Below are 26716 nucleotides of genomic sequence, written 5' to 3'. Positions count from 1 at the left end.
CCTACAAGACCTACAAGACCTACAAGACCTACAAGACCGGCACGAATTTGCAGGTTGGCCACGGAGCCGCGTAAAACTCTCCGTATCCGTAGGTCGGATTAGATGTGCGGCGCACATCGTAATCCGACATGCCCATACTGGCCACGGAACTGCACGGCATCCCCCAGCCCGATTTATTGAAACTGCACAAGACTAGGCTTGTGGGCCGGAGTGGGTATAATGGGCAAAACACTACCCGCTTTCCGGAGGCATGATGCCTGATACACGTCGCTTACTGGCTGTCTGTACGCTATTCATGAGTGGTTTTGCCTTTGCTGCAAACGAGGCCCTTGAAACGATGACGCTTGCCTATGAAGATGTCGTCAGCCAGCGTGCATTTGACGGCCGAATCGAGGCACTCCACAAGGCCACGATTACCGCGGAAGTCTCTGACCGTATCGTTGAGCTCAATTATGATGTCGATGACTATGTGCCCAAGGATGCTGTCATTCTGCGCTTTCGTGACACGCGCCAGCGTGCACAACTCGAGCAGGCCGAGGCGGCATTACGTGCTGCCGAAGTCGCCCTCACGGATGCGCGAAAGGAATTTGAACGCATCCGCGACATCTACGCAAAAAAACTGGTCGCCAAAGCAGTACTCGACAAGGCTACTGCCGCGCTGAATGCCGCCAGGGCCCGCAAGGAGCAGGCCGGGGCACGGGTGCGTGAAGCAGCTGACCAGCTTGAACAAACCATCTTGCGCGCCCCCTATAGTGGCATTGTCACCGAGCGTCATGTCGAGGTAGGCGAGACGCCGTCCATCGGGCAGAAGATTATTACCGGGCTGTCGCTCGACCAACTGCGTGTCGTAACCCATGTACCGCAACAGTTTGTTGGCATCTTGCGCGATGACTGCTGTCCGGCGCGTATCCGCCTGCCGGGCAGTGATAACCGCTTTGTGCAAACCGGCGAATTCACCATTTCGCCGCTCGCCACGGCCAGCAGTCACAGTTTCCGGATACGCGCCGAGCTGGCCGAAGGCCAGCACGGCCTCTATCCGGGCATGTTTGTGAAACTGATACTGGATACCGGTACACACAAACGCCTACTGGTGCCGGAGCAGGCGATTGTGCACCGAAGCGAGGTTACCGGTGTTTATGTGGTTAACGGCCAGGGCGAGGTGCATTTTCGGCATATTCGAGCCGGGCGTCAGTATCATGACAAGCGGGTTGAGGTGCATGCCGGTCTTGAAGCAGGGGAGCAGGTTGCTCTTGACCCGCTTGCTGCCGGTATTCGCCTGAAAGGGCAAACCAGCCATGAATGATGGCATGGGGCTGTCAGGACGCATCGCGAAGAAATTCCTGCATACCGAGATCACGCCGCTGCTGGCCCTGCTCGGTTTGCTCCTGGGCGTGTTCGCCGTCATGGTGACACCGCGCGAGGAAGAACCGCAAATCAGCGTCACCTTTGCCAATGTGTTCATCCCTTTCCCCGGTGCAACCGCAAAAGAGGTCGAGCAGCTGGTGACGACATCTGCCGAACAGGTGTTATCCGAGATCGAAGGTGTCAAGCATATTTACTCGGTGTCGCGGCCGGGCATGTCGGTACTTACTATTCAGTTCAAGGTCGGTGAAGAGCGCACCAGTGCTATTGTTCGACTGTATAACGCTATTTATTCCAACCGTGACTGGTTACCGCAAAACCTTGGCGTCGGCCAACCCCTGATCAAGCCGCAGGGTATCGATGATGTACCGATTGTCACCGGCACCCTGTGGACGGATGACAAGTCTATCGGTGCGCATGAGTTATTGCGCGTAGCCCATGCGATCGAAGCTGAACTCAAGCGCGTGCCGGGAACGCGTGATATTTACACCGTTGGCGGACCGGAACGTGCCGTGCGAGTCATTCTCGACCCGCAACGGCTGGCGGGCTATAACATCGCCCTGCAGGATCTCCGGCTGGCCTTGCAGGCTGCAAATGTGGCCGGCAATGTCGGCCAGTTAATTGAGAATAATGCCGGCATTACGGTTCGCGCCGGCGAGTTCCTCAGTCGCGCGGAAGAGGTCGCACAGCTGGTGGTTGCCATGCATGAAGGTGCGCCGGTATATCTCGAGGATGTCGCGCACGTGAGCCTCGGGCCCGATAGCCCGGAACAATATGTCTGGTTTGGCACCGGTCCTGCAGCGGCAACAAAAGGTATTACACAACAGGGACAGTTCCCGGCGGTCACCCTTGCCATTGCCAAGCAACCAGGCACCAACGCGGTGGATATTTCCAACCAGGTGATTAACCGCTTTGAGCAGTTAAGGGGCTCGATTGTGCCGGGCGGTATTCAGGGCACACTGACCCGGAATTACGGCGCCACGGCAGACGACAAGGCCCGAACCCTGATCGGCAAACTCATTTTTGCCACCAGCTTCGTGGTCTTGCTGGTACTCTTTGCCCTGGGCTGGCGCGAGGCCTTTATTGTCGGTACCGCGGTGGTGATTACTCTCGCCGTAACCCTGTTTGCCTCATGGGCGTGGGGTTTTACCCTCAATCGCGTTTCCCTGTTCGCATTGATTTTCTCCATCGGCATCCTTGTCGATGACGCCATCGTTGTGGTGGAAAACATCCATCGGCACATGGCCAGGGGCGGGCTCAGTCTCGCCGAGTCGATACCACTTGCCGTTGATGAGGTCGGCGGACCGACCATCCTGGCGACCTTTACCGTGATCGCCGCCCTCCTGCCGATGGCCTTTGTCACCGGGCTGATGGGGCCTTATATGAGCCCGATCCCGATCAATGCCAGTATCGGGATGCTGATATCCCTCGCGGTTGCATTTGTGATCACGCCGTGGATGACCTACAAGGTCTTGCGCAAGGTCAAAATAAAACATGCCACGGAAGGTGATGATAATAATGGCCTGTTCCGTTTCTTCAGCCGTTATGTAGGCCCGTTTTTAAATGGTCGGCAGGGGGCGCCCAAACGTCGCAGCCTGTTGGTTGTGATCCTTGTGCTGATTACGCTGTCACTCTCGCTGGTGGGCTTCAAACTGGTGGTGCTGAAAATGCTGCCGTTTGATAACAAGTCCGAATTCCAGGTGATCATCGATATGCCGGAAGGCACGACACTGGAGCAGACGGCACGGGTTGTTGAGGAGCTGGGGAGCTATATCGCAACAGTGCCCGAGGTGAGTGATTACCAGGCCTATGTTGGTACGGCAGCACCGATTAATTTTAATGGTCTGGTGCGGCAGTATTATTTGCGTAGTGGTGACAATGTTGCCGACCTGCAGGTCAATCTCGTCGACAAGTCATTGCGCGATACCCGCAGCCACGAACTGGCCAGGACGATGCGTGGACCCTTGCAGGAAATTGCCGAGCCCTTTAATGCCAACGTTAAAGTGGTAGAAGTGCCGCCGGGGCCGCCGGTCCTGTCGCCACTGGTGGCAGAGATTTACGGTATCGATTATGCCGGCCAGATGCGTGTGGCAAAAGATATCCGCAAGGTCTTTGCGCAGACCCCTGATGTCGTGGATATTGATGACAGTATCGAGGCACCTGCCGGGAAAATACTCGTCAGCATAGACCGCCAGAAGGCTGCCCGCCTGGGCATATCGCAACAGCAGGTGGTGACGGCATTACGAACAGTTCTGTCGGGAGAGGATGTTACATACCTGCATGATGAAACGGCAAAATACCCGGTGCCTGTGCGTGTCGAGTTTGCCAGGAAAAACAAGGTCAATATCACCTCGTTCCAGAACCTGAAGTTACGGGCCACCGATGGCAGCCTGGTGAACCTGGGTGAGATGGTTCGCTTCCAGCCATCCACTCGCGAACATGCCATTCATCATAAGGACTTGTTGCCGGTTGTGTATGTCACGGCGGACATGGCAGGAGAACTGGATAGCCCGCTATATGCCATGTTTGATATTTTCGACCAGCTTGGTGAAACAGGTCTCCAGCAGTATCTTATCCAGCAGCCGGAGCACCCCTTTGACTTCAGCATGAAGTGGGATGGCGAGTGGCAAATAACCTATGAGACATTCCGTGACATGGGCATCGCTTATGCGGTCGGTATGCTGTTGATCTATCTGCTGGTGGTTGCGCAGTTTCGTTCTTACATGGTGCCATTGATTATCATGGCGCCGATCCCGTTGACGGTTATCGGTGTGATGCCGGGGCATGCCTTGTTTGGCGCGCAGTTCACCGCGACCTCGATGATCGGCATGATCGCACTGGCGGGGATTATTGTCCGTAATTCAATATTGCTGGTGGATTTTGTCAATGAGTCCGTGCGCGAGGGGATGCCCTTGCAGGAAGCGGTGATCCGTGCCGGGGCGGTGCGTTCCAAGCCGATCGTGCTAACCGGGCTGGCGGCCATGCTGGGGGCCGTGTTTATTCTGGATGATCCGATTTTCAATGGGCTGGCGATTACCCTGATCTTCGGCATACTGGTATCGACCTTGCTGACCCTGGTCGTGATCCCGGTATTGTATTACGCCTACATGTATCGATTTGCCGGGGATAAATGACCTAACGCTGACTGCGTTTAATCATCTCGCGTTCCAGTTGCACGACAAAGCGCTGGATTTGGCGTTCTTCCTGCTTGTCCAGTTTTATAAAGCGGGTGCCTACCTGCACGAAGCGGTTGTTGTCGTCCTGTCTGATATTACGAACCTCCAGTGCACATTCAAACTCCGGCTTGCCAGGGGTACTGAATTGACAGGAAGGTAGCAGCATACCATTGCTGAACGGCAAGGCGTGTTTCTGCTCAAATTGCAGGCCGAGTCCCCCCAGGGAGATATCGGTGATTAGCCCGGGAACGGTTTTGTTATCCGCACTGCGAATCTTAATGCCAACCTGGTCGCCCATGCTGACGGCCGCACGATAGGCAGCCCTTTGCTGATGATAAATAAGCGCCGCCGGGTAGCCCACCAGATACGCCGGCTTGCCGGCGTCATTCACGAGTTCTTTTATGTAGCCCTTGAAGCCGAGCCGGATGCCGTCATGGTGCGCGGTAACCGCAAACTCCCTGAGTTTCATCACCGCTTCATGGCCGCTCTCCGGATGCAGGGCATCGAGCAACATGGTCTGCCTGTCGCCGTCTATATCAATGATGATACTGTTATAAGATCGGCTGCTGCCGGGAATACTGATGCCCAGCAGTATGTGTCCGCGCAATAAACGTGACAGATAGCCGGTGATGATTTCGGGCTGGGTAATGCGCTCTATATTATTGCTTTCAGTCATATCACAATTTCGAATACAGTAACGAGGCTACTGTAGCACGACTTTTTGGTTCTTACTGTCTGGATTTCAGGCGCGGGTAAGGGAATGCCCGGAGACACCAGAGACGGTTTTACCGGCACGGCCGTAAAGCTCACCAGCTTGTCCCTGACCCTGAAGCAGGGCAATGGCTTGCTTGATGGAGCGTTGTGAACTCTCAAGGATGCCGCCATTGAGGCGATTCTCTTCGCGGCACTTACCGAGCAAGGTGAGCAGTTGTTCCCATAAGGTGTTTAACTGCTGTGCATTTTCGGTGGCGGGCAGGCTATCGATATAGTCGCGCATATCCGCTGTTGTCATACCGCTTGTTTCAAGCAGGTAGCGGCTGCGGCGTCCGGCACTGGTCTCAAGCTGTTCGGCCACCTCCCGTTTCTGGGCGGCCAGGTTTTCAAGCTCATTGGCATTGTTTGCCGAGAGTGCCTGACGTTCTGCTGCAAGCAAGCTGAGCAGTGTCTCGGCGTATTTGAGTTCGTCTTCGAGGCAAACCTTTATATAGGGGCTATTTGTCATCATGGAACCAGTGAAGTGATTCAGCGGCTAAGGCTGCTTTCGAAGCTGATGAGCTTGTCAGCAATACGTTGGGCATCGATTTCATAACTGCCATCGGCAAGGGCCTGCTTGATGCTCTCGACACGCTGGCTATCGACCACCGGCAATTCCGCCAGGGTATTCTCCAGGCTGCGCAGTTGCGCAGAGGTGTTGGTCAGGCTGACGGTATCGGCCGTGGATGAGCGGCCGGTTTCCTGTTGCGCGGCGGTGGCCTCGTCACGGGAGACATTGCCCTCGGGGCGCTCGGTTCGCGAGCTGAGGATCTTGCCATTGCCGTTCTGACCAGTAATTTCAATTGCCATACTGCTACTCCAGTTTTTTCATTTCTGTCCTCTTTATCGGACAGGCGTGATAAATCTTTAGGTATTCTAGTCAAAAAGTTGCCGTCTAGAGCAATATTTTTACATACCCATCAGAAGTCACTGTTCCTTCTACTATTTTTTTTGTCACGGTATTGCGAACCCGAATTCTCTCGCCAATCTGGCCATTTGCCAGTGCGACACCCTTGCTGCGCACCTGAATAAGCGATTTCTCCGCCAAAATAATGACGTTTTGTCCGCGTTTGACCAGGTTTTGTCGCTTGAGCATGCGTGGCGAGACAATTTTGCCTTTCTCCAGCCGTTGTTTGGGCAGCTGGCCAACCACTTCAGCAGCCTGCGTCAGGTATTGGCCATGCAGGCGTGTAATGGCACGGCGCTCGAGTGTGATGTCATCCTTATTAATGGCTTGCCCACGCGGCAGGTGGCGCGCCGATACCACCACCCGGGCATAGTGGGTAATGCTGACCGGGACAAAGATCGACCAGCGACTGGTGTTATCGAGGCAACGAATGCCGACAGCAACCCGGCTTGTCAGACGCTGCCCGTCCTGAATATAAGCTTCTGTTTTATCAGTACATTTTGCAAGGCGGAGACGAACATCAAGAGGGTCCGCTTGCACATCGAGGTCGGCCGGGTCCAGATTCAGGCGGCTGATGACAAATTCCTCCGCCTGGCTGCGGATATCGTCCAATGCCTGGATCTCCGCCGCCGTGCCGAGGCTTGCCGCAAACAGAAAAGTGGCGGCAAGGATTTGCCTGATCCCTCGGCGGCAACTGTTCCTCAGCAAGGCTAAGTGCTTGTTCATTGGCATAGAGTCTCTCGTCATGTGCATTCTGTTACATGTTGATGCAAGTCCTGTGCCGGGTTTTAAGGATTCAAGTTATGCCATCTCCTGCCGATAGCGGGTAAGTCGTTAGTGATGCAGGCAATCAGGAGTAGAACATGGCAGGTGTATTAGACGCAGTCGATCAACGTACCCGCCTGGCCGGGCAGAATCGCCTTGAGTTATTACTCTTCAAACTCAAGGGTCGCCAGATCTTCGGCATTAATGTATTCAAGATCCAGGAGGTGATTCAGTGTCCGCCACTCAATCACATGCCCAGGTCAAACCCGGTTATCAGCGGGGTGGCGAACATGCGCGGCCGGACGATACCCGTTATCGATTTGAGCCTTGCCATCGGCCGCTCGGCAATCGAGGATCGCGACAATGCCTACGTCATTGTCAGCGAGTTTAACCGCAAGGTGCAGGGGTTTCTCGTCGGTGGGGTGGATCGCATTATCAACCTTAACTGGGAAGAGGTCCTGCCGGCACCCAAGGTTGCGGGCAAGCAGCATTACCTGACCGCCGTCACGCGTGTGGAGGGTGAAATCGTCGAGATCATCGATGTGGAAAAGGTACTGGCCGAGGTCATTGGCGAGACCCTGGTTGTTTCCAACAATATTCTGGACAGCGACCAGGCGGGCATGCAACGCGGCAAGCGCATCATGGTGGTGGATGATTCGAGCGTCGCCCGAAACCAGATCCGACGTACCCTTGAGCAATTGGGTATCGAATGCATTATCGCCAACGATGGCAGACAGGCCCTGGACATGCTCAAGGAAATGGCCAGCACAGGTCCTATTAAGCTGCAGCTCGATATGCTGATCTCGGATGTGGAAATGCCGGAAATGGACGGTTATACCCTGACCTCCTCCGTGCGCAAGGACGACCGCCTGAAAGACCTGTTTATCGTCTTGCATACATCATTAAGTGGCGTCTTTAACGAGTCGATGGTCAAGAGCGTGGGCGCCGATCGGTTTATTGCCAAATTCAATGCGGACGACCTCGCCAATTTTGTCCTTGAGCAACTTGGTTGTGAATCAGAGGTAGAGGCAACGGGTTAAACCCCGTTCGCTACAGATTTTATGTCTGAAAAGTGTGCCAGCAAGGGTATTAAGCCTTTAATTACGGTATCCTGTCGCCCCAGGTTTATTCGTTAATCAGGTGTACCGGTCTTGAGCAAGGCAATTTCTCCCGAAGAATACAGGCTTTTTAGTGACTTCCTCGAAGACGCATGCGGTATTGTGCTGGGCGAAAACAAGCACTATCTGGTTACCAGCCGCCTGCAGCGGCTCATGGACGAGCTGAACATCCCGAGCCTCAGTGAACTGGTCAAGCGGATGGGATCTGCCGGAGGGAAATCGCTACAAGTCCGTATTATCGATGCCATGACGACCAACGAGACACTCTGGTTTCGCGACAGCCACCCCTTCGATATCCTGCGCAACGATATTTTTCCTGAGTTATCCAGGGAACGGAGTCGCCCCCTGAAGATCTGGTCGGCGGCCTGCTCAAGCGGGCAAGAGCCATACACCATGAGCATGGTCGCGCAAGAATATGGCATGGCTAACCCCGGCAAGCTGGCCAGGGGGGTGGAAATTCTGGCCACGGACATTTCAAAAACCGTACTGGAACAAGCCAGAGCCGCGACCTATGACAATATGTCCCTGGCCCGTGGTATGTCAGAGGAACGCAAACTGCGTTATTTTCGCGACCTGGGTAACCGGCAGTGGGAGCTGCGCAAGGAAATCCGTGAGCGGGTACGCTTCACCGAACTCAACCTGATGCAAAGCTACCTCTCCCTCGGCAAGTTCGACATCATCTTTTGCCGAAACGTGCTGATTTATTTCTCCGCCGACCTGAAGCGGGACATCATTGGCCGCCTGGCCAGGGCCCTGAACCCCCGCGGCTATTTGTTCCTCGGCTCATCTGAATCCCTCGCCGGGCACAGCGACATGTTCGACATGATCCGCAGTGGCGGCGCGGTGTATTACCGACTCAAGGGTTAATTGATGATTGCGGAATGATGATTGATGAATGCTAAAACGCTCAATGGTAGCATCCGTTTCATGAGTCTCTAATTTTGATCCCGGGAAATCGTAGTTTGTAGGATTAGCGCGGAGGCGCGTAATCCGACGTGCCCATGTTGATATCGGCGTCGGATTACGTCGTTTCACTCCTAATCTGCCCTACAGACTTAAAGGTTAATTGATGATTGCTGAATGATGATTGATGATCGATAGAAGGCTCATTGGTAGCATCCGTTTCATGAGTCTCTATTTTGATCCTGGGATCCCGTAGTAAGAAAGCGCTGAATGATTATCAGCGGGGAATACAAAAATCATCAATCATCATTCAGCAATCATCAATTTCTTTTGCCGCCTATAGGCACAAGCTTGCCACCCGCACCGTCTGGATGCCCGGGTGATCCTTCCTAACTAACTGTAAATAATAATAAAACCAAACTTGGCACGACGTTTGCTCCTGTCTGTGTGAAGACAACACACAGCGGAGCAACACATGATACTGAGTTTTGACAATGCATTCGGGGTTCATACCAGGGCCTTGAGCCTGTATGCCCAGCGCAGCAGCGTCCTGGCCTCGAACCTGGCTAACGCCGACACACCGGATTACAAGGCTCGTGATATCGACTTCCGCAGTGCGCTGGGGCAGGCCGAAGCGGGGCTTGGCAAGGCCCGGCATCTGCAGGCCACCCACGAGAAGCATTTTGGTGTGTCTGGCAACGAAGGCGACTGGTCTGCCGAGACCCTCTACCGCACCCCCTTGCAACCTTCACTGGATGGCAACACCGTCGACGTGCAGGTCGAGCAGGCCGCCTTTACCGATAACGCCATGCGCTACATGGCCAGTCTGCGTTTTGTCACCGGTCGTGTACAGGGCCTGATGACTGCACTGAGGGGAGAATAAGCCATGTCCTTACTCGGAAACTTTGATATCGCCGGTTCTGCCCTGAGCGCGCAAACCGTGCGCCTGAACACCGTGGCCTCGAACCTGGCCAATGCCGAAACCGTCAGTGGCAGCGCCGAAGATACCTACCGGGCCCGCATGCCGCAGTTCGAGACAATTTTTAATGACGCCATGACCGGCTCGGGTGATTCGGCAAGCATGGGTGTGCAGGTCAGGCAGGTTCTTGAAAGCGAGGCCGCGCCGCGCCAGCAATACCAGCCGGAACACCCGATGGCGGATGAGCAGGGTTATATCTGGCTGCCGAATGTGAACGCCGTTGAAGAAATGGCCAATATGATTTCAGCATCACGCTCCTACCAGTCGAATGTGGAAGTGATGAATACCTCCAAACAGTTGTTGATGCGCGTCCTGAGCCTGGGCCAGTAAGGAGTAACAAACGATGAGTACAATTAATACAGACGCACTGCAAAGTCTCGGCATCGCCAGTAACCGCGACAATGCCAACAAGGCAAACGCCGAGGACAAGGAGCTGGGACAGGAACAGTTCCTCGAGTTGATGGTGGCGCAGGTGCGTAACCAGGACCCGTTCAAGCCGATGGAAAACGGTGAGTTCCTGTCCCAGATTGCGCAGTTCAGCACCGTCAACGGCATCCAGGATTTACAGGATTCCTTTTCATCTCTCTCCGGTTCATTGAGTTCCAACCAGGCCTTGCAAGCCTCGGCCCTGGTCGGGCGTTCGGTAATGGTCAACAGCGACGTCGGGGTCTTGCCGGCAGGCGGTTCACTGAGCGGTGCGGTTGGTGTGCCAGGTGACAGCAGTGAAGTCAAGGTAGAGTTTTACAACCGCGCCGGCGAACTGGTTCGTGACTTGCAGCTCGGGCCGCAGCAGCAGGGCATTGTCGAATTCAGTTGGAACGGTCTGGCTGACAACGGCAACCCGGCACCGGCCGGCGCCTATCGAATTGTTGCCAGTGCCAAAATCGATGGAGAGGATGTCGCCCTCGGCACCCTCGTCAAGGATAACGTGGAGAGTGTCATCTTAGGCCGTCCGGGTGAGGGCACCGTTCTGAATTTGTCCGCACTGGGTGCGACTGACTTTAACCAGGTAGAGGAAATCCGCTGAGTCAGCGGTACTAACAGGAGAATACCATGCCATTTCGTACAGCACTTAGTGGACTCAATGCCGCATCAGCCGAACTGCGAGTCATCGGCAACAACGTCGCCAACTCGGCCACTACCGGGTTTAAGAAGGCACGTGCCGAATTTGCCGACATCTTCGCCACCAGTAACCTCGGCGTCGCATCCAATGCCATTGGCAGCGGTGTGCGCGTAGCCTCTGTTTCGCAACAGTTCTCGCAGGGCAATATCGGTTTCACAGATAACAACCTTGACCTGGCGGTGAGCGGGCAGGGGTTCTTCATTGTTAACGACGGCGGCATTAACTCATATACACGTGCCGGCCAGTTCGGTGTCGACCGTGAAGGCTTTGTGGTGAGTAACGCCGGCAGCCGTCTGACGGTATTCCAGGCTGACAGTGCCGGTAACATTACCGGCGCCCAGGGTGACCTGCAGCTGGATACGTCTGATATTGCCCCGCAGGCGACCAGCCTCGTTGATCTGGGTATCAACCTTGATGCCTCTGCACCTATCCCGGCCGCGGCCACGACCAGCGATATTACCCTCGGTGGTACGACGTTAGACACTAATGACAGCCCGGTGACCACGGCACCGTTTGTCATTTACGATAATAATGGTACCGCCGTTCCAGGTTCGCAGGTCCGTTTCACTTATACTGGCGTGGGCGCTGACTGGGACGTGGAGTTATTGCCGGGTGGCGCATCAACGGTTCCTGCAACCATTAACAATGCCGTCACCATTGGTACCGATACCACAACACTTAGCTGGGACCCGGATGGTACGGGTGCGCAGCCGGTAGCTCCGGTTACGATCGATACGACGGGTATTACCTCACAAACGGTTGCGGCTGCAGCTTCCAACGTCACCGCATCCAGCACCCAGGCGCAGGGGCCGTTTGATGCAACCAATGCCAACACCTATAACAGCTCGACCTCGTTAACGATCTTTGATTCGCTCGGTACATCACACCTGGCGACGACTTACTACCGCAAGACCCCGACACCGAACCAATGGGAGACTTACCTGTTTGTCGACGGTTCCCAGGTAGACGGCCCGACCACCCTGGCCTTCTCGCCACAAGGCACCATTACCACGCCAACGGCACCTTCACAGGTTACCGTCACGCCTTTCGCACCCGGTGGTGGCGCCGCCAACATGGCGCTCACGCTCGACTATGCAGATGCCACCCAGTACGGCTCTAACTTCAGTGTTAATTCGCTGGTGCAGGATGGTTTCACCACGGGTCGTCTGAGCGGCATCGACATTGCCGATACCGGCGTGATTACCTCGCGTTTCACCAATGGTCAGTCACGCACCATCGGCCAGGTCGCACTCGCCAACTTCGCCAACCCGCAAGGGCTGCGTCAGTTGGGGGATACGGCCTGGGCAGAGAGTTTCGAGTCCGGGGCGGCGCTGGTGAGTGCGCCGGGTTCCGGTAGTCTCGGGGTCATTCAGTCCGGCGCCCTGGAGGGTTCGAATGTGGACCTGACTGAGCAACTGGTGGGCATGATTACCGCGCAGCGTAACTTCCAGGCCAACGCACAGGTCATCACTACGGCCGATACGATTACCCAGACCATTATCAATATCCGCTAACGATAGAGACTGACGGGAGTTCCTCATGGATAGAATGCTATACATCGCAATGACCGGCGCCAGCCAGGTAACCCGGGCACAGGCGGTGAACAGCAACAATCTCGCGAATGTCAGCACCAACGGTTTTCGTGCTGACCTTGAAGCCTTCCGCAGCCTGCCACTGAACGGCCCCGGCCATAACAGCCGCGTCTATACCGTTGATGAAGGACAGGGCGTGGACTTCACTTCGGGCTCATTGCAGACAACAGGTCGCTCACTGGATGTTGCCATCAAGGGGCAGGGCTGGATCGCCGTGCAGGCTGCCGATGGCAGTCATGCCTATACGCGTGCCGGTAACCTGCAGGTGAGCGAGGTCGGGCAACTGCTCACTGGCGCCGGTCATCCCGTGATCGGTGCCGATGGGGGACCGGTGGCCTTGCCGCCGTTTGAAAAACTCGACATCGGCGATGACGGCACGATCTCGCTGCGGGCCCTCGGGCAAGAGGCTTCGACCATTGCCAATGTGAACCGTATTCAACTGGTGAATCCCGACACCGACAAAATGTACAAGGGCCGTGATGGCCTGATGCGTGTCGAGGAAGGTACGCCTGTTATTCCTGATGCCAATGTGACACTGGTTAACGGCATGCTTGAAGGCAGTAACGTCAATGCCGTCGAATCGCTGGTAAACATGATTACCCTGGCCCGCCAGTTCGAGATGCAGGTCAAGATGATGTCTACCGCACAGGAAAATGATGCGGCATCAGCACAACTGATGCGCATTAATTAAGTCGTCAACACAACGTAGCAAGAAACACACACAGCAAAGGATAGAATCATGAACCCAGCACTCTGGATAGCAAAAACCGGGCTTGAAGCACAGCAGACCCGTCTCGGGGTTATTTCCAACAACCTCGCCAACGCCAATAACGCCGGTTTCAAAAAGGATCGCGCCCTTTTTGCCGACCTGTTGTTTCAGAATATCCGTCAGTCCGGTGCCTCAAGCACCCAGGACACGCAGTTACCCACTGGCCTGAATCTCGGTACCGGTGTGCGCACAGTGGCCACGCAAAAGATCCACACGCAGGGGAACATTCAACAAACCGAAAATGCACTGGATGTCGCGATCCAGGGTGACGGTTTCCTGCAGGTGCTGCGTCCCGATGGTACCCAGGCCTATACCCGTAATGGCGCCCTGCAAGTGGACTCAACCGGGCAGCTGGTGACCGCAAACGGCGAGAGTATCCAGCCGGCCATAACGATCCCGCAAGACGCCACCAGTATCACTATCGGTAGCGACGGCACAGTCTCCGTACAACAGTCCGGAACGGCGGCGGCAACCCAGGTCGGCAACATACAGCTGGCCTCTTTTATCAACGCCGCCGGCCTGCAGCCTCTCGGTGACAACCTGTTTTCCGAGACCGGTTCCAGTGGTGCCGCGCAGACCGGTAACCCCGGCCTGAATGGCCTGGGTTCACTGTTACAGGGTTCCCTGGAAAGTTCAAACGTCAACGTGGTTGAAGAACTGGTCAACATGATCGAGACCCAGCGTGTCTATGAAATGAATTCACGCAGTATCTCGACCGCCGACCAGATGCTGCAATACGTTTCCAATAATCTCTAAGGCCAGGGTATTGCACCGGCCCGGGAGGCAAATATGAATACCGTTACCAATATGATTTCAAGAGTTGTGTTGTTGTGTGTGTGTGTCATGTCACTGGCCGCCTGCCAAAGTTTGCCGGAGCGCGATCCGGCTTATGCGGCAGTTCGGCCGGTGGCACTGCCACCCGTGCAGAGCAGCAATGGTTCTATCTACCAGGCCGGCTATGATGTTCGCCTGTTTGAAGACAGTCGCGCGCGGCGCGTTGGCGACCTGTTGACGATTAACCTCGTCGAGAGCACCAATGCGAGCAAGCAGGCCGCGACCAGTGTCAGCAAGAGCACCGACACGAGCGTGACCAACCCGACCCTGCTCGGCAGTTCGCCGCAGTTTAATACGCCAGGCATCCTGCCGTTAGCCAGTAATACGGGTAACAACCTCGGCTTCGGCCTCGAGTCGAGTAACGAGTTCGAGGGCGATGGCGCCAGCAGCCAGAGCAATACCCTGAGCGGCAGTGTCACCGTAACCGTGGCCGAGGTCCTGCCAAACGGTTACCTCGTGGTGCGTGGCGAAAAGGTCACCAGCCTGAACCAGGGGCATGAGTATGTCCGGCTCTCCGGCATTGTTCGCCCGGTGGATATCCGCCCGGACAACACGGTGCCTTCAACCCAGGTGGCGGATGCCCAGATCACCTATACCGGTTCCGGGGCCGTGGCCGACGGTAACAAGATCGGTTGGCTGGCCCGCTTCTTTGTCAGCGCCCTGTTCCCCTTCTAATCCCATAGTTGGCACTGACCTTGCAAAGTCTGCTGTAGAGACAACGCAGGGTCGGTGCCCGGCCCGAAACGGGATGAATAAAATGAAAAATCTGCTGAGTTCATGTTTGATAGCCCTGGGCCTGCTCGCGCTGGCCAATGGTGTGAATGCCGAACGAATCAAGGACATAGCCTCGGTTGCCGGGGTGCGTAGCAACCAGCTGGTCGGTTACGGCATTGTCGTCGGCCTCGACGGCAGTGGCGACCAGACCAGCCAGACCCCGTTTACCGTGCAAAGCCTGAAAAACATGTTGGCCCAGAACGGCATAGCCTTGCCGCCCGGCAGCAACCCGCAGTTGAAGAACATTGCCGCCGTCTCGATTCATGCCGAGCTGCCGGCCTTTGCCAAGGTGGGGCAGACCATCGACGTGACAGTATCCTCGATAGGTAATGCCAAGAGCCTGCGCGGTGGCAGCCTGCTCATGAGCCCGCTGAAAGGTGCCGATGGCCAGGTCTATGCCGTGGCCCAGGGGAATCTCGTCGTCAGTGGCTTTGGTGCTGCCGCCGATGGTTCCAGTGTCACCGTGAACGTACCGAGTGCGGGGCGGATCCCGAACGGTGCCAGCGTGGAGCGGGTGGTGGGCAACCCGTTCGGCAACGGTGATGGCATTGTCCTGAACCTGCACACCGCCGATTTTACGACGGCCAACCACACCGCGCACGCGATCAACCAGACCATGGGCCTGGGTACCGCGAGGGCACTGGATGGCACATCAATCCAGGTGAATGCCCCGCGGACTCTCGCGCAGCGCGTGGCCTTTGTCTCCGTACTGGAAAACCTTGAAGTCACCACCGGCGACGCAGCGGCCAGGGTGATTGTGAATTCTCGTACCGGTACGGTCGTTATCGGCCAGAACGTGCGGGTTAAGCCTGCCGCGGTTTCGCATGGCTCGCTGGTGGTTACCATCAGCGCCAACCCGATTGTCAGCCAGCCAGCACCGTTTGCCGAGACCGGCCAGACCGTGGTTGTCCCCCAGGCAGACATTGCCATTACCGAGGCAGACAACAAGATGTTCCTGTTTGACCCGGGCGTCTCGCTCGACGAGATCGTGCGTGCCGTCAACCAGGTCGGTGCCGCACCGGGGGACCTGGTGGCTATCCTCGAAGCCCTGAAACAGGCCGGCTCACTGAGCGCCGAGTTGATCATCATTTAAGGGATGGCAACATGAACACAACCGACACCACAGCGGTATTCAATGATCTCGGTAGCCTGAACGGGCTGCGCGCGCGCGCCAATGGTGGCGACGAGCAAGGGGCATTGAAGGCGGCCGCCAAACAGTTTGAGGCCATCTTCCTGAACATGATGCTCAAGCAAATGCGCGAGGCGAGTTTTGGTGACCCGCTGTTTGACAGCTCGGCATCAGACAATTACCGCAAGATGTTTGACCAGCAACTGGCCCTGAACCTGTCCTCGACCGGCAGCCTCGGCATCTCGCAACTGATTGAACGTCAGCTCGGCGGACAGGCACCGGGTCAGCCGGGTGACGGCAACCCGTTCAAGTCGTTTGCCTTTACCGCACCGCAGGTTAACCGGAGCGTTGAACCGCTAACGGCTACGGCGGCGACTGCGAAGCAGGCGGGCTTTGCCTCCCCGGAGGAGTTTGTGGCGACGATCTGGCCGCATGCTGAAAAGGCCGCCCGCGAACTGGGGATCAATGCAGAAACACTGGTTTCACAGGCGGCGCTGGAAACCGGCTGGGGCAAATACACCATGAGCCAGGCTGATGGCCGTCCCAGTCACAACCTCTTCGGCATCAAGGCCGATCAGCGCTGGGATGGCGAGCGCGTGTCGATTCAGACCACCGAGTACCGCGATGGTGTGGTGCAGAAGGAGCGCGCCAGTTTCCGCGCCTATGACTCGCTGGAAGCGGGCTTTGCCGATTATGTGCATTTCCTGAAGAACAGCCCGCGCTACAGCGGCGCATTGCAGAGCCAGGGTGACGCTGGAAATTATTTGCATCAATTACAACAGGGTGGTTACGCCACCGACCCGGCCTATGCCAGCAAGATTCAGGGCATTATGCAGGGCGAAACACTGCAAGTGGCACGGGCCAGACTAAATATTTGAGCGGAAAGTCCGTTACAGGGAATAGCCAGATGAACAACATCGACGACATGCAGCAAGAAAAACAGAGGGCAACAGACCATGGCTGATCTTACCGGTATCGGTACCTCGGCGCTGTTGGCTTTTCAGCGGTCGCTGAGTACGGTCGGGCACAATATTTCCAATGCCACGACCGAGGGCTTTAGTCGCCAGCGTGTCAGTTTTGCCACCCAGACACCGGAGTTCACCGGTGCCGGTTATTTTGGCACGGGCACCACTGTCGATCGTGTCTCGCGTGTCTATGACCAGTTCATTGTCGATCGCCTGCAGAGCAACACCTCGAACCATAGCCAGACCGAGCATTTTCTCGGTCTGGTCTCGCAGGTGGATAACCTGCTCGCGGATGAAAGTGCCGGGCTCTCGCCGGCGCTGCAAGGTTTCTTTAACTCCCTGCAGAATTCCGTGGATGACCCGGCCTCGACACCGGCCCGGCAGGTGTTGCTGAGTGATGCCGAGGCACTGACACAGCGTTTTCACAGCATCGATACGCGGCTGCGCGAACTGGCGGAAAATGCCGAACGCGACCTGGTCAACATCGCAAATGAGATCAACGGTCTGGGTGCATCGCTCGCCCGTGTGAATGACGCCATCGTGCTGGGTACCCAGGGTGGTGGTCGCATCCAGCCCAATGACCTGCTCGATGAACGTGACCAGATATTGCGGGAGCTTGCCGAACTGACCCGCGTAGAGACGGTAGAGCAGGATGATGGTTCCCTGAGTGTGTTTGTCGGCAGTGGCCAGGGGCTGGTTGTCGGTGACGGCGTCAACGAGATTCAGGCGGTCAGGAACAAGTTTGACCCTGAGCGATATGACCTCGTGATCCAGCAGGGCCAGGTACAGGTCAACATAACCGATCAGTTGTCGGGCGGGCGTATCGGCGCGGTGGTGGATTTCAGGAACAAGGTGCTTGACCCCGGCCTGAATGCGTTGGGCCGCATTGCCACCAGCCTGACGGAAACGTTTAACTCACAGCATAAACTGGGCATTGACTATAACGGTAACGGCGGCACGGATTTTTTTGCCGCCGGCGGGATAGCCCCTGTTCCCGGCAGTAATAATACCGGCACCGGCTCGCTGGCCGCGACCCTGGTTGATGCCGGGCAACTGACCACGAGTAACTACGAGGTGGTGTATGACGGCAGCAATTACCGGGTCACGCGCCTGAACGACAAAAAGGTTATGTTTACGGGTGGGCTGGCGGCGCTGAACGCGACACCTATTGATGGTTTCCAGATAACTGCCGCGGCCGGGGCCGCAGCCGGCGACAGTTTCCTGATACAACCGACCCGATCAGCGGCGAGAGACATCAATCTCTTCATCAAGGACCCGGCACTGATCGCACACGCCGCGCCGATCAGGAGCAGCAGCGCCACCACCAATGCCGGTAATGCCGGGCTGGAGCTGGCGGCGGTTACGGATGCGACGACCTATCCATTGGCCGGTGATATCAGCCTGGTCTTTGACCCCGATGCCCTCGGTGCCGGCGTGCCCGGCTTCTTCGTGTCCGGTGGCCCTGGTGGCACGCTGGCCTATGACCCGGCCACGGAACAGAACGGCAAGCAGTTCACACTGGGGGCCCCGTTCGACGGTATCAGTTTCAATATTTCCGGCACCCCGACAAGCGGTGACTCGTTTACGATCACCAATAACACGAACGGTATCGGCGACAACCGCAACGGTTTGTCGTTGGCCAAACTACAAAGTACTGTGACCGTGCGCGGCAACAATACCTTCCAGAGTGCCTTCGGTGAGCTGGTGGCGGATGTCGGCACGCGCACGCGGCAGGCGCAGATAACCGAAGAGGCGCAAGGGGTGTTATTGCAACAAACCGAGGCCGAGCGCCAGTCGGTTTCAGGTGTGAACCTGGATGAAGAGGCGGCCCGCTTGATGCAGCTGCAACAGGCCTACCAGGCAGCCGCGCAGGTGATCAGTGTCTCGAACAGCTTGTTTGATGAAGTGCTTGCAGCACTCAGGTAAGGACGGCATACCATGCGAATTTCAAGTGCACAATTACATGCAACCGCGATTAACTCGATACTCGGCCAGCAGTCCACGCTGAGCAAGATCCAGTTACAGATTGCCGCGGGGCGCAAGATCCTGACACCAGCAGATGACCCTGCCGGGGCCGCGCGCGCCCTGAACCTGTCAGAGTCCGCCTCGTCAACCACGCAATACGGCAAGAACGCCGACATTGCCGAGGCCCGCCTGCGCCTGGAAGAATCCACCCTCACGAGTGCGACGGACCTCATTCAGCGTGTTCGCCTGCTGACCCTGCAGGGCAACAATGACGTCCTCGATAATGAGTCGCGACCGCTGTTGGCGGCCGAGATACGCCAACGCCTCGACGAGCTGGTCTCGCTGGGCAACACGCGCGATGCAAACAACGAATACCTGTTCGCCGGCTACCAGTCATTGACCGAGGCCTTCACCGTCAATCCCGATGGCACGGTCGTCTATAACGGCGATGAAGGGCAGCGCTTCCTGCAAATCGGCCCGTCACGACAAATCGCCACCGGCGATTCCGGCGCGGAGGTCTTTGGCATGATCGGCAGCGGTAACGGCGAGTTCATTACCCGCGCGCATGCCTTCAATACCGGCAACGGCGTACTGGGCACGAATACGATCACTGATCCGGCAACCTATGTGGCCGATGACTATAGCGTGGTGCTCGGTGAGCAGACGGCGGTTGCCGGTGGTGCCCTGGTATTCAACGACAATGTCGGCACGGATGATACGCTGCAGTATGAACTGCGGATAAACGGTACCCTCATCGACACGCTCGGTGAAGGCGATGCCCGCACGCAGGCACAGATAGAGACTGCTATTAATGCCCAGGCCGCCACCACCGGCGTCAGTGCCTACCTGGATGCAGGGCAGCTCTATCTTGCCAACACACTGCCCACCGCAACCCCGATCACCGTCAATGAAACCCTCACCGGTGCCACTGATGGCGCACTGGATACGGCAACCGGTTTCTTCGGCTCGGCCCTGACGGGCGCCGCGCCAACCAATGACGTGGTCTTTAACAACGCCAATGGTTACGTGGTGCTCGACAGCAGTGATGCGATTGTGACAAGCGGTGCCTATGTTGATGGTGGCAGCATCGCCTTCAATGGGCAGCAGCTGACCATCAGTGGCACACCGAGCAACGGTGATCAATTTTCAACAACGCCGAATACGCAACAGGACCTGTTTGCGACCCTGCAGAGCCTGATCACGGCCCTCGAGTCACCGTCGCAAAATACGCAGGCCGTGCCCACCAGCGCGACGCTGAGCAACTTTACTGCCCCGGTGTCGGCAGGCGGGGAGACCTTCCAGGTCACCATTGACGGTATCGATCTGATCAATGTCGGCCTGCCGCTGGCAGGGGATACCGTCACCGCCGGGCAACTCGATACCGCACTGGGTAATTTCCTGACCGCCAACCCGGGTTACACTGTCGCCAGTGGCTCGTTTGCTGGCAATGACCTGGTGCTGGAAAAAGACGATGGTAGCGATCTCGTGATCGCCATTCCGCAAAACACCACTACCACCGCCGGAGCACTGACCGGGCTTGAGGGCACCACCACGAACGGCAGCCTCGCTCAGCCGGATATTTCCGCCGGTTTCCATACGGCAATGGAACGCGTCCTCAACAACCTCGACAGGAACCTCGATAATATAATCAGCACTCGCTCGCAGATCGGTGCGCGCCTCAACTCCATTGATGATCAGAACAATCTGAATGAGTCCTCAATCCTGCAGGTGCGCGAGACACTCTCAAACATCCAGGACCTCGATTATGCCGAGGCCATCAGCCAGCTCGAACAGCAAAGCACCAGCCTGCAAGCCGCGCAGCAATCCTTCCTGCGCATCCAGGGATTGAGCCTGTTTAATTTCTTATAAGGGATATATGCCCGGTTCTACTCGGGAGTAAGGGACGCAAAGGGCGCAAAGACGCAGAGATCGCAAAGTAAAATCTGAATTTCATTTTGCTCAGGAAATATTTTGTATTTCACTGCAAATATCATTCTTTTGGGTCATGCTTGTTTTCTGTAGATACGGATTAGCGCGGATGCGCGTAATCCGACACCCATCTTCATGTGAGTACTTCGGTTAAAGCCATTAGCCCATGTTCGGGTTCCGCGTCGGATTACGTGCATTCGCACTAATCCGGCAAACTGCATTGATGATGATCAGCAATTCCCCCTGAACCTAACATCTTAAACCGCAAAGCACGCCAAGGGCGCGAAGTGGGTTTACTTTGCGTGACTTCGCGGCCTTGGCGGTAAAAAACTAATCCGACGCGGAACTTTCTATAATCAAGGGGCTATTTTTCTGGCCGAACGAGAAGGGCATTTTCGGCCTCGATTCTAACTGCTTGATTTGGCGTAAATAAAAAACTAGCCCCCGGGGAATATTTTGCTCCCCGGGTTAAAGTTTTCCCGCCAGGCACCGATAAAGAGTGTGGAGGCGGTAAATACCCACCCACAAGGGAAGGTATATCCGTCAAAGACAAACCTTGAACCCTGCGGGTACCTGCCTATATAGAGGAACGGTACGGAAGGGTATAGGAGCATTACCATGCCACAGATTATTAATACCAATATTGCGTCCCTGAACTCACAGCGCAACCTGAACAAGTCCCAGTCTGATCTGGGAGTTTCCCTGCAACGACTGTCATCCGGTCTGCGTATCAACTCGGCCAAGGACGATGCTGCCGGCCTCGCGATTTCCGAGCGTTTTACCACGCAGATCCGCGGTATCAACCAGGCGGTGCGTAACTCCAACGACGGTATCTCCCTGGCCCAGACCGCGGAAGGCGACCTGGCGCAGATCACCAACAACCTGCAGCGTATTCGTGAGCTGGCCGTGCAGTCTGCCAACGCCACGAACTCTAGCTCTGACCGTGCCGCCCTGCAACTGGAAGCCTCCCAGCTGATTTCTGAAATTGACCGTGTGGCTTCCACCAGTGCCTTTAACGGCGTCAAGCTGCTCGACGGCAACTTCTCCAGCCAGCAGTTCCAGGTCGGTGCGAACGCCGGTGAAACAGTAAACATCACTTCTATCGGTAGTGCCCGCACCGATGCACTCGGCCAGGCAAATGTTGCCACGGACATAGGCGCAGCCACATTATCAGCAACAGGCCTGAGTGCCGGTGACCTGCTGGTTAACGGTACTGATGTCGGCGCCGTGGCCAACCCGGGTGCGGCAGGTTCCTTGTCCGCTGATATTGCTGCCGCTATTACCGCCGCTGATTCAGCGGTCACGGTTGCAGTTGGGTCTTCTTCGTTTGCGGTAGGTGCTTTTGCTGCTGTTTCTGATGCTGCAACAAATGATGATGGTGCTTATGACCTGACGGTTGAAGGTGTGTCTGTTATTAATGTTACAGATATTGGTGCGACGGGTAGTACCGTAGCGGCTGCCGATGTCGATAATGCGCTGGCCCTCACCTCGGTTACGGATGCCCTGACAGCCGCCGGTGTCAGCTTCACCGGTACCGCCGCTGGTGGTGACCTGACCTTCACCAAGGCCGATGGCAGCAACCTGAACCTGACCGAGACCCGTACTATTGGTACCGGTGGTACGCCTGCCCTGACCGGCGACGGTTTTGCCAACCTGGGTACGGGTACAGCGACCGGTTCAGCCGAGGCCTACGGTGCCCTGACCCTGACTTCGTCATCTGACATCGTCATTGCGGGTGCAGCTCCTGCTAATGCCGGTCTGGGGGCAGGTACTCAGGCGGCTGCCTTAACAGGTACCACGATAACCAATACCGATATCTCGACTGTAGCCGGTGCCAATGCCGCCCTGACCTCGGCCGATGCCGCCCTGACGGCCATCAACAGCAGCCGGGCGTCACTCGGTGCCATCCAGAACCGTTTCGAGTCAGTAGTCTCCAGTCTCTCCACTTCGGTTGAGAACCTGAGTGCGGCGCGTTCACGTATTCGTGATGCCGACTTTGCCCAGGAAACGGCTGCCCTGACCCGGAACCAGATTCTGCAGCAGGCAGGTGTGTCGATTCTGTCGCAGGCCAATGCCTTGCCACAGTTGGCGCTGAGTCTCCTGCAGTAACAGGGTAAGTGAAGAATCGCACCCGGACACTGGTCCGGGTGCATTTTCCAGTAGAGAGGTAAGTGGTTATGGCTAACGAGATCAACAGTCAAATCACATCCGTAGTACAGAACATAAGCAGACCCGTTGAACGGGCCAGCGTGGCCGTCCCCCGTGTGGTTGACGATGTCAGTAAACGGCAAGGTGTTGCCACTGACAAGCAGGCTGCTACCGGCACGGATTTACAGGTAGAGAATAGCGAAGCCGCAGCCAGCACGAGCAGGGCAGAACTCGAACAGGCCGTCAGTGATATCAATGCCTATGTGCAGACGGTGAACCGGGAGCTGCAGTTCCGTGTTGATGAGGCCTTACCATTAGGTCGTTCCGTGGTTACCGTGATTGATGCGGATACGGAAGAGACCATTCGTGAATTTCCCTCCAAGGAGGCACTGGAGTTGGCGCACCGCCTCAAGGCAGCGAGTGAAGAAACACGCTCGCAGCTTGAAGGTCTGATTTTTTCAGCCCGCGCCTGATTCTGGCATTAATTCTGCATAGATACCGGGTATCACGACTCGATCGAGGATACGATGGCAACAATAACTTCCGCAGGTATTGGTTCAGGGCTGGACATTAACAGCCTGGTGACGCAGTTGGTCGCAGCCGAGGCCGAGGCACCCACCGCGAGGCTGGATCGCCGCCAGTCCGATTTGCAGCTGCGCCTGTCTGCCTATGGGCAGATGAAAAGCGCGCTGTCTTCCCTGTCTTCTTCCCTCGGGAATCTGAAGAATTTTTCCACCTTTCGCGCCTACTCGACCACGAGCAGCGACAGCGATATCTTTACCGCCACCAGCAGTGGCAAGATCAGCAAAGCTGGCTATGACGTGAACGTTACCGGCCTGGCCGAGAACCACAAGCTATCCACCGACCCGACCCTTGCCAGGGCGCAGTTTACTGATGTTACCGACACCCTGAGTACCGGCAGCCTGACCTTCAAGTTCGGCACCACGAGCTATGATGCCGGCACCGATACCTACAGCGGCTTTGTCGCAAGTACGGAAAAGGCCGCGGCGACGGTGACCATCACCGACAGCAGCCTGGAAGGGGTGCGTGATGCGATCAATGACGCCGATATCGGTGTCTCGGCCTCGCTTATCTATGACGGCAGCCATTACCGCCTGGCCGTAAGCTCGGATGATACCGGCGCCGACAACAGCCTGCAGATTTCTGTCAGCGACGACGACGGCAACAACGACGATGCCGCCGGACTGTCCCTGCTGGCCTTCAACGGCACCGCCACCCACCTCGAACAGAATGCCGCCGCCAGTGACGCGACTCTGACCCTGAACGGGATTGCGATCAGCAGTAGCAGCAATACCGTGACCGAGGCGATTGACGGCGTGAGCATCAATCTCAAATCAGTGGGCAGTGCCACATTGAACACCACGACCGACAAGGCCAGGGTCAAGTCCGCCGTGACCCAGTTTGTGGCTTCCTATAATGCCTTCTTTGGCACCGTCAACCAGTTAACCGCCTATAACCCGGAAACCCGCGTGGCCGGTGAACTCAACGGTGACGGCGTCACGCGCAGTATCACCTCGAATATCCAGCGCATCATAGGCAACCCGGTGGGCACGCTCGGTGATGAGTTCACCATTCTTGCCGAGGCAGGAATTACCACCGACCCGAACAACGGCCGGCTGGTCATTAACGACGCTACGCTGGACGAGCAGCTGGACCAGAACTTTGACAAGTTTATCAGTCTGTTTACGGCCTTTGGCGAGACGGCCGATACGCACACAGACTTTGTCTCCTCGACCGATGATACCGTGGTCGGCAACTATGCGGTCAACATCACCAGCCTCGCCACGCGCGGTGAGCTGGTCGGGTCGGCGGCGGCCAACCTGACCATTGTCGAGGGCAGTAATGACGCCCTCACCCTGAACATTGATGGCGTCACCGCCTCGGTGACCCTGGCGGCCGGTAGCTATACCGTGACGGAACTTGCCACCGAGTTGAAGAGCAAGGTCAATGCGCTGAGCGAGTTCAGCAATGCCGGGATTCGTATTGATGTGACGGAGTCAGGCGGCGTCCTGAGCCTGCTGTCGCAGTCCTACGGGTCTTCTTCCAGGGTCGAGATCACTGGTGGCAATGGCAAAACCGACCTGGTGGGTGGCGCGGCAACGAGTACGGATGGAATTGATGTTGCCGGCACTATTGGCGGTGTCGCCGCCACCGGCAATGGCCGGTTGCTGACCGGTGCGGGAGATGCCGCCGGCCTGATGGTGGAGATCACCGGCGGCAGCGTTGGCGAGCGGGGCGCGATTGATTTCAAGCGCGGCTATGCCGAGCAACTGGACAGTTATCTGGGCTCCCTGCTGGCCTCGGACGGTTTTTTCAAATCGACAACAGCCTCGCTGGAGAACCGCCTCGAGAATATTGCCGACGAACGCGAAACTCTGGGGCGGCGCCTGCAGGCCATTGAAACACGGCTGCGTAGCCAGTTCGGCGCGCTGGATGCGCTGATCGCACAGTTGTCGAACACGGGTAATTTCCTGCAACAACAGCTGGACTCGCTACCGACGATCGGTGGCTCAGGAAACCGTTAAGGATGCAAAAAAAAGATTAACGTTTTTTATAAAACCCGCTTGAGTTTGTGTAGTCGTGGTCGATAAAGAAAATATAAGTGAATTGCAACAAGGCATTTACTGCAAACTGATTTAAAAGGTGTGAACTATGAATATGGCAGCCATGCAAAGTGCTCTTGATCAATACAAAAAGGTCGGCGTACAAAGCGGTATTGAAAGCGCCAGCCCGCATCGCCTGATCCAGATGCTGATGGAAGGCGTGCTGGAAAAGGTCTCTTCGGCAAAGGGCTTCATGACCCGTGGTGAAGTGGGCAAGAAGGGCGAGTCTATCAGCTGGGCCATCAGTATCCTCGACGGCTTGCGCGTCAGCCTCGACAGGTCCATCGATGCGGAGCTGGTGCATAACCTCGATGCACTCTATGACTACATGTCACACCGCCTGCTGGAAGCGAATCTCAACAATGACACGGCTATTCTTGATGAAGTAACGGGACTGATGCGTGATGTCAAGGCCGGCTGGGACGGCATTGCACAGGAAGTCGTGCAAATCGAAGAGGCAAAATCAAAGGTGGCACAGAAAGGTGCCTGAGGTCATACCCTTATACACACCCTGGCAGGCCTTGTTGAATGCCAGTGAGAGCATGCTTGAACTGGCCCGCAACGAAGACTGGTTAAGCCTCGCCGAAAAAGATATCGAACGGCAGACATTGTTAAAGCAGTACTTCGCCGGCAAGAACAGCGACATCCCCGACCTTCTTCAGGTAGAACGTATCCAGCAGTTACAGGCCATCGATGAAGAATTGTTAAGCCAGTGCCTCGCCGGACGTGAAGATACCGCCACCGAGCTGCAAAACATCCACCGCGGCAAAACCGCTGACAGGGCCTACCTGGGTAACGCCTCGTAAGCACTCGCCAGCACCCTCCAAACCCAAGATTATTACTCCGAGACTTCCGCGTCTTTGCGCAATGTCCAGTCTGACTTACGCAGGAAACCCCTTGA

The 26716-nt window shown here is 56.5% G+C and carries 24 protein-coding genes; 20 read left to right on the top strand and 4 right to left on the bottom strand.

Going from position 1 to position 26716, the window contains the following annotated elements; genetic code table 11:
• The first annotated feature begins 253 nt into the window (after positions 1–253).
• Complete coding sequence (locus RQ738_RS07965; RefSeq protein ID WP_314163946.1) at positions 254–1303, top strand: efflux RND transporter periplasmic adaptor subunit; 1050 nt, start codon at positions 254–256, stop codon at positions 1301–1303.
• Positions 1296–4496, top strand: coding sequence for an efflux RND transporter permease subunit (locus tag RQ738_RS07960; protein ID WP_314163945.1), 3201 nt, complete (start codon positions 1296–1298; stop codon positions 4494–4496). The genes RQ738_RS07965 and RQ738_RS07960 overlap by 8 nt, the downstream gene beginning before the upstream one ends.
• A gap of 1 nt (position 4497) precedes the next feature.
• Here the strand turns inward: RQ738_RS07960 and RQ738_RS07955 are convergent, their stop codons facing one another.
• The 4 genes from RQ738_RS07955 to flgA form a co-directional block, all read right to left on the bottom strand.
• Positions 4498–5214: a flagellar brake protein gene (locus RQ738_RS07955; protein ID WP_314163943.1), complete on the bottom strand. Its 717-nt coding sequence runs from the start codon at positions 5212–5214 to the stop codon at positions 4498–4500.
• Between the two features lie 66 nt (positions 5215–5280).
• Positions 5281–5763, bottom strand: a complete 483-nt coding sequence (locus RQ738_RS07950; protein WP_314163942.1) for a flagellar protein FlgN — start codon at positions 5761–5763, stop codon at positions 5281–5283.
• 17 nt (positions 5764–5780) lie between these two features.
• On the bottom strand, positions 5781–6101 hold the full coding sequence (gene flgM / locus RQ738_RS07945; RefSeq protein ID WP_314163937.1) for a flagellar biosynthesis anti-sigma factor FlgM: 321 nt from the start codon (positions 6099–6101) through the stop codon (positions 5781–5783).
• Positions 6102–6186: 85 nt separating this feature from the next.
• Positions 6187–6924, bottom strand: a complete 738-nt coding sequence (flgA, locus tag RQ738_RS07940; RefSeq protein ID WP_314163929.1) for a flagellar basal body P-ring formation chaperone FlgA — start codon at positions 6922–6924, stop codon at positions 6187–6189.
• A gap of 137 nt (positions 6925–7061) precedes the next feature.
• Here flgA and RQ738_RS07935 point away from each other — a divergent pair, with 137 nt between their 5' ends.
• The 18 genes from RQ738_RS07935 to fliT all read left to right on the top strand — a co-directional run bounded on the left by RQ738_RS07935 (position 7062) and on the right by fliT (position 26621).
• Positions 7062–8003: a chemotaxis protein CheV gene (locus tag RQ738_RS07935; protein WP_314163925.1), complete on the top strand. Its 942-nt coding sequence runs from the start codon at positions 7062–7064 to the stop codon at positions 8001–8003.
• 111 nt (positions 8004–8114) lie between these two features.
• Positions 8115–8948, top strand: a complete 834-nt coding sequence (locus tag RQ738_RS07930; protein WP_314163922.1) for a protein-glutamate O-methyltransferase CheR — start codon at positions 8115–8117, stop codon at positions 8946–8948.
• 511 nt (positions 8949–9459) lie between these two features.
• Positions 9460–9867 carry a flagellar basal body rod protein FlgB gene (gene flgB / locus RQ738_RS07925; RefSeq protein WP_314163921.1) on the top strand — a complete coding sequence of 136 codons (408 nt, stop codon included), beginning with the start codon at positions 9460–9462 and terminating at the stop codon, positions 9865–9867.
• Positions 9868–9870: 3 nt separating this feature from the next.
• Positions 9871–10293, top strand: a complete 423-nt coding sequence (gene flgC, locus RQ738_RS07920; protein ID WP_314163920.1) for a flagellar basal body rod protein FlgC — start codon at positions 9871–9873, stop codon at positions 10291–10293.
• A 13-nt stretch (positions 10294–10306) separates the two neighbouring features.
• Complete coding sequence (locus RQ738_RS07915; protein WP_314163919.1) at positions 10307–10990, top strand: flagellar hook assembly protein FlgD; 684 nt, start codon at positions 10307–10309, stop codon at positions 10988–10990.
• Positions 10991–11016: 26 nt separating this feature from the next.
• Entirely contained in the window at positions 11017–12600 is a 1584-nt protein-coding gene (locus tag RQ738_RS07910; RefSeq protein WP_314163918.1) for a flagellar hook protein FlgE, read from the top strand.
• Positions 12601–12625: 25 nt separating this feature from the next.
• Positions 12626–13369 (top strand): flagellar basal-body rod protein FlgF, encoded by a 744-nt coding sequence (gene flgF / locus RQ738_RS07905; RefSeq protein ID WP_314163917.1) that lies wholly within the window; start codon positions 12626–12628, stop codon positions 13367–13369.
• 48 nt (positions 13370–13417) lie between these two features.
• Positions 13418–14203 carry a flagellar basal-body rod protein FlgG gene (flgG, locus tag RQ738_RS07900; RefSeq protein WP_314163914.1) on the top strand — a complete coding sequence of 262 codons (786 nt, stop codon included), beginning with the start codon at positions 13418–13420 and terminating at the stop codon, positions 14201–14203.
• Positions 14204–14236: 33 nt separating this feature from the next.
• Complete coding sequence (gene flgH, locus RQ738_RS07895; RefSeq protein WP_314163911.1) at positions 14237–14956, top strand: flagellar basal body L-ring protein FlgH; 720 nt, start codon at positions 14237–14239, stop codon at positions 14954–14956.
• 82 nt (positions 14957–15038) lie between these two features.
• On the top strand, positions 15039–16148 hold the full coding sequence (locus RQ738_RS07890; protein ID WP_409929536.1) for a flagellar basal body P-ring protein FlgI: 1110 nt from the start codon (positions 15039–15041) through the stop codon (positions 16146–16148).
• An 11-nt stretch (positions 16149–16159) separates the two neighbouring features.
• A complete protein-coding gene (flgJ, locus tag RQ738_RS07885) occupies positions 16160–17062 on the top strand; it encodes a flagellar assembly peptidoglycan hydrolase FlgJ (RefSeq protein WP_314163902.1) in 903 nt (300 codons plus the stop codon).
• A gap of 78 nt (positions 17063–17140) precedes the next feature.
• On the top strand, positions 17141–19075 hold the full coding sequence (flgK, locus tag RQ738_RS07880) for a flagellar hook-associated protein FlgK (RefSeq protein ID WP_314163899.1): 1935 nt from the start codon (positions 17141–17143) through the stop codon (positions 19073–19075).
• A gap of 12 nt (positions 19076–19087) precedes the next feature.
• Positions 19088–20983: a flagellar hook-associated protein FlgL gene (gene flgL, locus RQ738_RS07875; RefSeq protein ID WP_314163896.1), complete on the top strand. Its 1896-nt coding sequence runs from the start codon at positions 19088–19090 to the stop codon at positions 20981–20983.
• Positions 20984–21661: 678 nt separating this feature from the next.
• Positions 21662–23152 (top strand): flagellin, encoded by a 1491-nt coding sequence (locus RQ738_RS07870; protein ID WP_314163892.1) that lies wholly within the window; start codon positions 21662–21664, stop codon positions 23150–23152.
• A gap of 68 nt (positions 23153–23220) precedes the next feature.
• Entirely contained in the window at positions 23221–23664 is a 444-nt protein-coding gene (locus RQ738_RS07865; RefSeq protein ID WP_314163888.1) for a flagellar protein FlaG, read from the top strand.
• Positions 23665–23718: 54 nt separating this feature from the next.
• Complete coding sequence (fliD, locus tag RQ738_RS07860) at positions 23719–25737, top strand: flagellar filament capping protein FliD (protein WP_314163886.1); 2019 nt, start codon at positions 23719–23721, stop codon at positions 25735–25737.
• 127 nt (positions 25738–25864) lie between these two features.
• On the top strand, positions 25865–26305 hold the full coding sequence (fliS, locus tag RQ738_RS07855; RefSeq protein WP_314163885.1) for a flagellar export chaperone FliS: 441 nt from the start codon (positions 25865–25867) through the stop codon (positions 26303–26305).
• Positions 26298–26621, top strand: coding sequence for a flagellar protein FliT (gene fliT, locus RQ738_RS07850; RefSeq protein ID WP_314163881.1), 324 nt, complete (start codon positions 26298–26300; stop codon positions 26619–26621). Before fliS ends, fliT begins: the two co-directional genes overlap by 8 nt.
• The last annotated feature ends 95 nt before the right edge of the window (positions 26622–26716 follow it).

It is taken from the genome of Sulfuriflexus sp., assembly GCF_032250955.1.
Taxonomy (GTDB): domain Bacteria; phylum Pseudomonadota; class Gammaproteobacteria; order AKS1; family AKS1; genus Sulfuriflexus.
Note: the sequence above shows the minus strand (reverse complement) of the source record. Positions and strands in the feature narration are given on the sequence as shown.

What these genes read in the sequence shown, in the direction of transcription:
- flgB (WP_314163921.1), top strand. Translation starts at nt 9,460, where the DNA reads ATGATACTGAGTTTTGACAATGCATTCGGGGTTCATACCAGGGCCTTG.
- flgK (WP_314163899.1), top strand. Translation starts at nt 17,141, where the DNA reads ATGGCTGATCTTACCGGTATCGGTACCTCGGCGCTGTTGGCTTTTCAG.
- RQ738_RS07870 (WP_314163892.1), top strand. Translation starts at nt 21,662, where the DNA reads ATGCCACAGATTATTAATACCAATATTGCGTCCCTGAACTCACAGCGC.
- flgJ (WP_314163902.1), top strand. Translation starts at nt 16,160, where the DNA reads ATGAACACAACCGACACCACAGCGGTATTCAATGATCTCGGTAGCCTG.
- flgF (WP_314163917.1), top strand. Translation starts at nt 12,626, where the DNA reads ATGGATAGAATGCTATACATCGCAATGACCGGCGCCAGCCAGGTAACC.
- flgL (WP_314163896.1), top strand. Translation starts at nt 19,088, where the DNA reads ATGCGAATTTCAAGTGCACAATTACATGCAACCGCGATTAACTCGATA.
- RQ738_RS07935 (WP_314163925.1), top strand. Translation starts at nt 7,062, where the DNA reads ATGGCAGGTGTATTAGACGCAGTCGATCAACGTACCCGCCTGGCCGGG.
- RQ738_RS07960 (WP_314163945.1), top strand. Translation starts at nt 1,296, where the DNA reads ATGAATGATGGCATGGGGCTGTCAGGACGCATCGCGAAGAAATTCCTG.
- flgC (WP_314163920.1), top strand. Translation starts at nt 9,871, where the DNA reads ATGTCCTTACTCGGAAACTTTGATATCGCCGGTTCTGCCCTGAGCGCG.
- flgA (WP_314163929.1), bottom strand. Translation starts at nt 6,924, where the DNA reads ATGAACAAGCACTTAGCCTTGCTGAGGAACAGTTGCCGCCGAGGGATC.
- RQ738_RS07950 (WP_314163942.1), bottom strand. Translation starts at nt 5,763, where the DNA reads ATGATGACAAATAGCCCCTATATAAAGGTTTGCCTCGAAGACGAACTC.
- flgM (WP_314163937.1), bottom strand. Translation starts at nt 6,101, where the DNA reads ATGGCAATTGAAATTACTGGTCAGAACGGCAATGGCAAGATCCTCAGC.
- flgH (WP_314163911.1), top strand. Translation starts at nt 14,237, where the DNA reads ATGAATACCGTTACCAATATGATTTCAAGAGTTGTGTTGTTGTGTGTG.
- RQ738_RS07865 (WP_314163888.1), top strand. Translation starts at nt 23,221, where the DNA reads ATGGCTAACGAGATCAACAGTCAAATCACATCCGTAGTACAGAACATA.
- RQ738_RS07890 (WP_409929536.1), top strand. Translation starts at nt 15,039, where the DNA reads ATGAAAAATCTGCTGAGTTCATGTTTGATAGCCCTGGGCCTGCTCGCG.
- RQ738_RS07955 (WP_314163943.1), bottom strand. Translation starts at nt 5,214, where the DNA reads ATGACTGAAAGCAATAATATAGAGCGCATTACCCAGCCCGAAATCATC.
- RQ738_RS07915 (WP_314163919.1), top strand. Translation starts at nt 10,307, where the DNA reads ATGAGTACAATTAATACAGACGCACTGCAAAGTCTCGGCATCGCCAGT.
- fliS (WP_314163885.1), top strand. Translation starts at nt 25,865, where the DNA reads ATGAATATGGCAGCCATGCAAAGTGCTCTTGATCAATACAAAAAGGTC.
- RQ738_RS07910 (WP_314163918.1), top strand. Translation starts at nt 11,017, where the DNA reads ATGCCATTTCGTACAGCACTTAGTGGACTCAATGCCGCATCAGCCGAA.
- flgG (WP_314163914.1), top strand. Translation starts at nt 13,418, where the DNA reads ATGAACCCAGCACTCTGGATAGCAAAAACCGGGCTTGAAGCACAGCAG.
- fliD (WP_314163886.1), top strand. Translation starts at nt 23,719, where the DNA reads ATGGCAACAATAACTTCCGCAGGTATTGGTTCAGGGCTGGACATTAAC.
- RQ738_RS07965 (WP_314163946.1), top strand. Translation starts at nt 254, where the DNA reads ATGCCTGATACACGTCGCTTACTGGCTGTCTGTACGCTATTCATGAGT.